The sequence below is a fragment of the Vibrio sp. 1402 genome (genome assembly GCF_033340275.1).
This window is the reverse complement of record NZ_JAWOWE010000020.1, coordinates 42,565-48,897: the sequence shown is the minus strand read 5'-3', so window position 1 is coordinate 48,897 and position 6,333 is coordinate 42,565. Positions and strand designations below refer to the sequence as shown.

At 45.0% G+C, this 6,333-nt stretch carries 8 protein-coding genes; all 8 read right to left on the bottom strand.

Translation table 11 applies throughout. The features are described 5' to 3' along the window. Positions 1-231: 231 nt before the first annotated feature. Complete coding sequence (gene fusA / locus R7044_RS22470) at positions 232-2,331, bottom strand: elongation factor G (protein WP_005382794.1); 2,100 nt, start codon at positions 2,329-2,331, stop codon at positions 232-234. 75 nt (positions 2,332-2,406) lie between these two features. After that, entirely contained in the window at positions 2,407-2,877 is a 471-nt protein-coding gene (rpsG, locus tag R7044_RS22465; RefSeq protein ID WP_005382796.1) for a 30S ribosomal protein S7, read from the bottom strand. Positions 2,878-2,978: 101 nt separating this feature from the next. Continuing rightward, positions 2,979-3,353 carry a 30S ribosomal protein S12 gene (rpsL, locus tag R7044_RS22460; RefSeq protein ID WP_004399892.1) on the bottom strand — a complete coding sequence of 125 codons (375 nt, stop codon included), beginning with the start codon at positions 3,351-3,353 and terminating at the stop codon, positions 2,979-2,981. A 177-nt stretch (positions 3,354-3,530) separates the two neighbouring features. Further along, positions 3,531-3,806 (bottom strand): sulfurtransferase complex subunit TusB, encoded by a 276-nt coding sequence (gene tusB / locus R7044_RS22455; protein ID WP_005382799.1) that lies wholly within the window; start codon positions 3,804-3,806, stop codon positions 3,531-3,533. 7 nt (positions 3,807-3,813) lie between these two features. Continuing rightward, a complete protein-coding gene (gene tusC / locus R7044_RS22450) occupies positions 3,814-4,170 on the bottom strand; it encodes a sulfurtransferase complex subunit TusC (RefSeq protein WP_053307378.1) in 357 nt (118 codons plus the stop codon). Next, the gene (tusD, locus tag R7044_RS22445; protein ID WP_017821752.1) at positions 4,167-4,562 is read right to left on the bottom strand and encodes a sulfurtransferase complex subunit TusD; all 396 of its coding nucleotides are present in this window, start codon (positions 4,560-4,562) and stop codon (positions 4,167-4,169) included. Before tusD ends, tusC begins: the two co-directional genes overlap by 4 nt. Then, positions 4,559-5,281 (bottom strand): transcriptional regulator, encoded by a 723-nt coding sequence (locus R7044_RS22440; protein ID WP_005382804.1) that lies wholly within the window; start codon positions 5,279-5,281, stop codon positions 4,559-4,561. The genes tusD and R7044_RS22440 overlap by 4 nt, the downstream gene beginning before the upstream one ends. A 143-nt stretch (positions 5,282-5,424) precedes the next feature. Next, positions 5,425-6,207 carry an FKBP-type peptidyl-prolyl cis-trans isomerase gene (gene fkpA / locus R7044_RS22435; RefSeq protein WP_017821751.1) on the bottom strand — a complete coding sequence of 261 codons (783 nt, stop codon included), beginning with the start codon at positions 6,205-6,207 and terminating at the stop codon, positions 5,425-5,427. Between the last annotated feature and the right edge of the window lie 126 nt (positions 6,208-6,333).

The following is a 6,333-nucleotide window of genomic DNA, read 5'->3' as shown; positions in this document are numbered from 1 at the left end:
TGTTTTACCGTGGTCAACGTGGCCGATAGTACCAACGTTAACGTGCGGTTTCGTACGTTCAAATTTTTCTTTAGACACGATCGTGTTCCTTCCTAGTTATGATTCGTCGTGATCATTATTGATCGACGACGCGCCAGAAATTGTTATTTTATGCGCCAACGCCCGTTAGCGCAATATTTGGACGCCCTGATCTCGCAAAAAGTCGTAAACTTTTTGCAGTTCAATCGTCAATTAGTAACCACGCTCTGCAATAATTTTATCTGCGAAGTTTTTCGGCACTTCAGCGTACTCGTGAAACTCCATAGAGTAAGACGCACGGCCTTGAGTTGCAGAACGTAGATCAGTTGCGTAACCGAACATTTCGGATAGTGGTACTTGAGCACGGATGATCTTAAGACCAGCCACACCTTCGTCCATGCCTTCAATGATACCGCGACGACGGTTTAGGTCACCAACAACGTCACCCATCCAGTCTTCCGGAGTGGTTACTTCGACATTCATCATAGGTTCTAGAATCACAGGTTGTGCTTCTAGTGCACCTTTCTTGAATGCCATCGAGCCAGCGATCTTAAACGCCATCTCGCTTGAGTCTACATCGTGGTAAGAACCATCAAATAGTGTAGCTTTAATATCTAGTACAGGGTAACCCGCTAGAACACCACTATTCATTTGCTCTTCGATACCTTTCGATACCGAACTGATGTATTCCTTAGGAATCACACCGCCCACGATTTCGTCTACGAATACGAAACCTTCACCAGGCTCAGAAGGCTCAAGTTTGACCCAAACATGACCGTATTGACCACGACCACCTGATTGACGAACAAACTTACCTTCAACTTCCGCTTTACCACGAATGGTTTCACGGTAAGCAACCTGAGGTTTACCAACGTTACAATCAACGCTGAATTCACGCTTCATACGATCAACGATAATGTCTAGGTGAAGTTCACCCATACCTGAGATCAGAGTCTGACCTGATTCGTCGTCCGTTTCCACGCGGAATGATGGATCTTCCGCAGCTAGTTTACCTAGCGCGATAGCCATTTTCTCTTGGTCTGCCTTAGAACGAGGCTCTACAGCAATCTGAATAACTGGTTCAGGGAACTCCATGCGTTCTAGAATCACTTTGTGGTTCTGATCACACAGTGTGTCACCTGTTGTTACGTCTTTCAGACCGATAGCAGCTGCAATATCACCAGCGCGAACTTCTTTCACTTCTTCACGCTTATTCGCATGCATCTGAACGATACGACCGAAACGCTCTTTCTTCTCTTTTACTGAGTTGTAAACAGCGTCACCCGAGTTTACAACACCGGAGTAAACACGCATGAAAGTTAACGTGCCCACGAATGGGTCAGTCGCAATCTTAAACGCTAGCGCAGAGAAAGGTTCGTTGTCGTCAGCATGACGCTCAACTTCATTTTCTCTTTCGTCGACACCTTTAATTGCAGGTACGTCAACTGGCGATGGCAAGAACTCAACTACTGCATCCAGTACCGCTTGAACACCTTTGTTCTTAAACGCACTACCACAAGTAGCCAGTACGATTTCGTTATTTAGTGTGCGAGTACGTAAAGCTTGTTTGAGCTCAGCTTCAGTCAATTCACCTTCTTCAAGGTACTTGTCCATCAGCTCTTCGCTAGCTTCAGCAGCGGATTCAACCATGTGGTTGCGCCACTCTTCAGCAAGTTCAATCATGTCAGCTGGGATGTCTTCGTAAGTAAACGAAGTGCCTTGATCGGCATCATTCCAGTTGATCATTTTCATCTTGATAAGGTCGATGACACCTCTGAACTCATCTTCCGCACCAACGTTCAGCTGGATTGGAACAGGAGTCGCACCAAGACGATTCTTAATTTGGTTCACAACGCGTAGGAAGTCTGCGCCCGCACGGTCCATCTTGTTTACAAATACCAAACGTGGAACGTGGTATTTGTCTGCTTGACGCCATACAGTTTCAGACTGAGGTTCAACACCAGATGAGCCACAGAACACAACCACAGCACCATCAAGTACACGAAGAGAACGCTCTACTTCGATAGTAAAGTCAACGTGTCCAGGGGTATCAATGATGTTTACGCGATGCTCAGGGAACTGTGCTTCCATACCACGCCAGAATGTAGTAGTCGCAGCGGATGTGATAGTGATACCACGCTCCTGCTCCTGCTCCATCCAGTCCATGGTTGCTGCACCATCGTGAACTTCGCCGATTTTGTGAGAAAGGCCAGTGTAGAACAGAATACGCTCAGTTGTGGTTGTTTTTCCTGCATCTACGTGAGCACAGATACCGATATTACGGTATAGCTCAATAGGAGTTTTACGAGCCACGATTGTATCCTCTTACTAAGGTGTACCTTAGAGTATAGAAAAGTGCTGCGAGAGAACCTCGCAGCACAGAAGGTATTACCAACGGTAATGAGCGAACGCTTTGTTTGCGTCAGCCATGCGGTGAACGTCTTCACGTTTCTTAACCGCAGTACCTTTGTTCTCAGACGCGTCTAGCATTTCAGCAGCTAGGCGTTGAGCCATAGATTTTTCACCACGCTTGCGCGCAGCTTCAACCAACCAACGCATAGCAAGTGCGTTACGGCGAACCGGACGTACTTCTACAGGTACTTGGTAAGTTGAACCACCAACACGGCGAGATTTAACCTCTACCGCTGGGCGAACGTTTTCAAGAGCTTCTTCAAAAATAGCTAAGTGGTCTTTACCAGACTTTTCAGCCATAGCATCTAGTGCAGTGTAAACGATTTTCTCTGCAGTAGATTTTTTACCGTCAACCATTAGGATGTTAACGAATTTTGCCAGCAATTCAGATTTGAATTTTGGATCTGGAAGGATCTTACGCTGACCAATGACGCGACGACGTGGCATGGATTTATCTCCGTTGTCTTCTTCAGGTTTTATCCAAAACTTTTCAGTTTTTTCAAAAAATTAAAAATAATTTAGTGTTTGGCCTTACTTAACGGAATCCATTAAGACTTAGGACGCTTCACACCGTACTTAGAACGACCTTGTTTACGGTCATTTACGCCAGCACAGTCTAGTGCGCCGCGAACAGTGTGGTAACGCACACCTGGAAGGTCTTTAACACGACCACCACGGATTAGAACAACTGAGTGCTCTTGAAGGTTGTGACCTTCACCGCCGATGTACGATGTAACTTCGAAGCCGTTTGTCAGACGTACACGACAAACTTTACGAAGTGCTGAGTTAGGTTTTTTAGGTGTAGTAGTGTAAACACGAGTACATACACCACGTTTTTGTGGGCACGCTTCTAGTGCAGGCACGTTGCTTTTAACAACTTGCTTTGCACGTGGCTTACGTACCAACTGGTTAATAGTTGCCATTAACTAGCTCCTGATTTACTTGAAAGTAAGCTTTGTGAAAAATCTATCCCCAACTGCCAATGCAGTTAGGGACGCAAAATTCTATGCAGCAGTGAGAGGTGTGTCAAGAAATATACGGATCTTTTTTGTTCAATTAGAACAATTCATCCGTAAAGCTTTGTCGACAGCAAATCTTGTTCAATCCCAAGTTAGGGATTTATCCTGTTTTGCTGTTAGTTCAACGAAGCCTGAGTAATTCACAATCGTCAGCGATGGACTGATACGATTTGCAATACCGCGAGCTTGCGCATCGCTCTCTAACACAAATACGCTGCGATTTTTTAGATGGGAAAATGCTTTATGTTGCGAGTTAGCAGCGTACACTGCATCTTCTATAAGTAAGATGTCATCCTGTTCACTGCATAAAGGCATAGCGTCTTCTAGAGCAGAGACTGTTTTTATGATGTGTAACATAACTTCCTCAAAAAGACAGTAGCTTGCCAGCGTGTTGTAACTTAGCTTTGAGCTGTTCTGAGCTTAACGCTTGGGCTTCAATGACTAAATCCGCTTGCGCCAAACCTCGCTGGGTTAACGACTCTGAACACACAAAGACTTGTTCGATGTCGTATAAATCGAAAAGCTTTAACATCGGCGCGTAATCTTTACTCAAAATATTGTTGGGGTCTTGCCCGAGTAGAAGCTGGTATACCCCGTCACCCATGAAAATGACGCTGATATCTTCACAGTAAGCCGACGCGGCTAACAGTGCATCCACACCTTCACGACCAGCTGCACAGCCATGTGGCGCACTACGAAATAGATAAGTTAACTGACTCAAAACTGTACCACTCTGTCTTGGGTTAACATCGCTTCAGCTAGGCTACCTAAGCCTGCTTGTTCAAAACCATCGGCTAGATTGTTCTGAACCAAACCATGTTGATTCGCTTCTTCTTCACTTACAATCCCGCGACGCAAAGCGGCCGCGACACAAGTTTCTAGGCGAACACCATGCTCTTTAGCCAAAGACTGCCACGCCTTATTGAGATCAAATTCATCGTTGGCTGGCACACTCAAAGCAGTACCATTAGTCACACCATCTTGATAAAAGAAGACGCTCACTAGCTGATGGCCTTGCTCTATCACCGCTTTGGCGAACTGATAAGCACTGCGCGCTGACTGGCTGCCATAAACGGGACCATTCACCACTAACGTATAAGTCAGTTTACTCACCTTTCATCATCCTCGGTTTTACGTTGACGAATGTACAAGTAAACGGTGTGTTTTGAAATATTAAGGCGATCCGCGACACGGTTGATGGCATCTTTAATATCGAAGATACCTTTGTCGTACAACTCCATCACGATCTGGCGATTTTTGGTGTTGTTAGACACGGATTTATCCGCATTGATCTCTTCGATGGTGCGTTCAACAGTTTGGTCCACCAGCTCTTCTACGTCACTAGCAAAGTTGACCGAGGAAGCCGCTTCTTTCGCTTCTTGCGTCGGCATGAAAGACTGAAGAACTTGCGAGAAAGGCGCATCCAAGTTGACGTTGATACACAACAAACCAATCACGCGATTTTCGCCATTACGAATGGCGACAGTAATCGACTTCATCAACACGCCACCTTTTGCACGGGTAAAATACGAACGTGAGAAGTTGCGCTCCGAGCCTTCGATGTCTTTTAGCATCTTAAGCGCTAAATCAGTGATTGGTGAGCCGACTTGGCGCCCCGTGTTTTCACCGTTAGCGATTTTAATTGCAGAGGTATTTAAGTCTTCTAGAGAGTGAAGAACGATTTCACAAAATGGACCTATCAGGCTGGCGATACCATCCACGACCGCCTCATAAGATCTTAAAATGATTTTGTCGTGCTCGGTAAACGGCATCACGTTAACGGATTCCATTTCGAGCAACATCTCCGCGTTTATTGTTTCTGTAGTTGTCATAAGCCTTCGAGCGAAAAATCAACAAATTGGTGTAAGTTTATCAGAAAATTTGAAAAGCAACCTAGCAAACTCACCAACTAGTGACCTAGAACAAAAAAGGCCCGTTAAACGGACCTTTTTCAATAACTTATCGCAGCTTATTGTTATTGCTCTGCGTTGTCGTTCTCAACTTTTAGCAGCTCAACTTCAAATACTAGCGTTGAGTTAGCAGGAATGCTTGGTGTGTCTTGGTCACCGTATGCTAGCTCTGGCGGGATAACGAATTTGAATTTAGAACCCACAGGCATTAGCTGAACACCCTCTGTCCAACCTGGGATTACACGGTTAAGTGGGAACGTTGCAGGTTCACCACGATCGTATGAGCTGTCGAACTGAGTACCGTCGATCAGAGTACCTTTGTAGTGTACTTGAACCGTATCAGTGTCTTTTGGCTTCTCACCTTCAGCTGGTGTCATTACTTGGTATAGAAGACCTGTATCTGTCTTCACTACGCCTTCTTGCTTCTCAAACTCAGCACGGAAATCATCGCCAGCTTTTTTCGCTTCAGCTGCTTTCTCAGCCGCTTGTGCTTGCATCTTTTCTGCAACACGCTTGTCTAGAGATTCTAGTGCTGCACGTGTTTCTTCTTCATTCAATTCAGCATTGCCTTTGAAGACGTCTTCGATACCTTTTAGTACCAAATCTTTGTTAAGATTAATGCCGATTTCGCTTGGCTTGTCGATGCTTGTGCTTAGGTAGTTAGCAAATGAAACACCGATTGCGTATGCCGCTTTGTCGTCGTCGGTTTTAAAGTGAACCGCTTTACCGGTTTCTGCTTGAACTTGTTCTGCTTGAGGTGCGGTTTCTGTTTTAGTTTCTTCTTTCTGACAACCTACCGCTAGCATAACTGTTGCAGCAAGTAGCGACACTTTTAAAACTGATTTCATTAAATTCTCCCAATAATGGCTCTGCCATTGGTTGTTGTGCACAAATCTTCTATGAGACTAGTGAAGACAATCGTTATACCAATATACTAGCTATATGTCTTAAGACACAAACCGGATTATTAGATG

What these genes read in the sequence shown, in the direction of transcription:
- rpsG (WP_005382796.1), bottom strand. Translation starts at nt 2,877, where the DNA reads ATGCCACGTCGTCGCGTCATTGGTCAGCGTAAGATCCTTCCAGATCCA.
- rpsL (WP_004399892.1), bottom strand. Translation starts at nt 3,353, where the DNA reads ATGGCAACTATTAACCAGTTGGTACGTAAGCCACGTGCAAAGCAAGTT.
- tusB (WP_005382799.1), bottom strand. Translation starts at nt 3,806, where the DNA reads ATGTTACACATCATAAAAACAGTCTCTGCTCTAGAAGACGCTATGCCT.
- R7044_RS22440 (WP_005382804.1), bottom strand. Translation starts at nt 5,281, where the DNA reads ATGACAACTACAGAAACAATAAACGCGGAGATGTTGCTCGAAATGGAA.
- fkpA (WP_017821751.1), bottom strand. Translation starts at nt 6,207, where the DNA reads ATGAAATCAGTTTTAAAAGTGTCGCTACTTGCTGCAACAGTTATGCTA.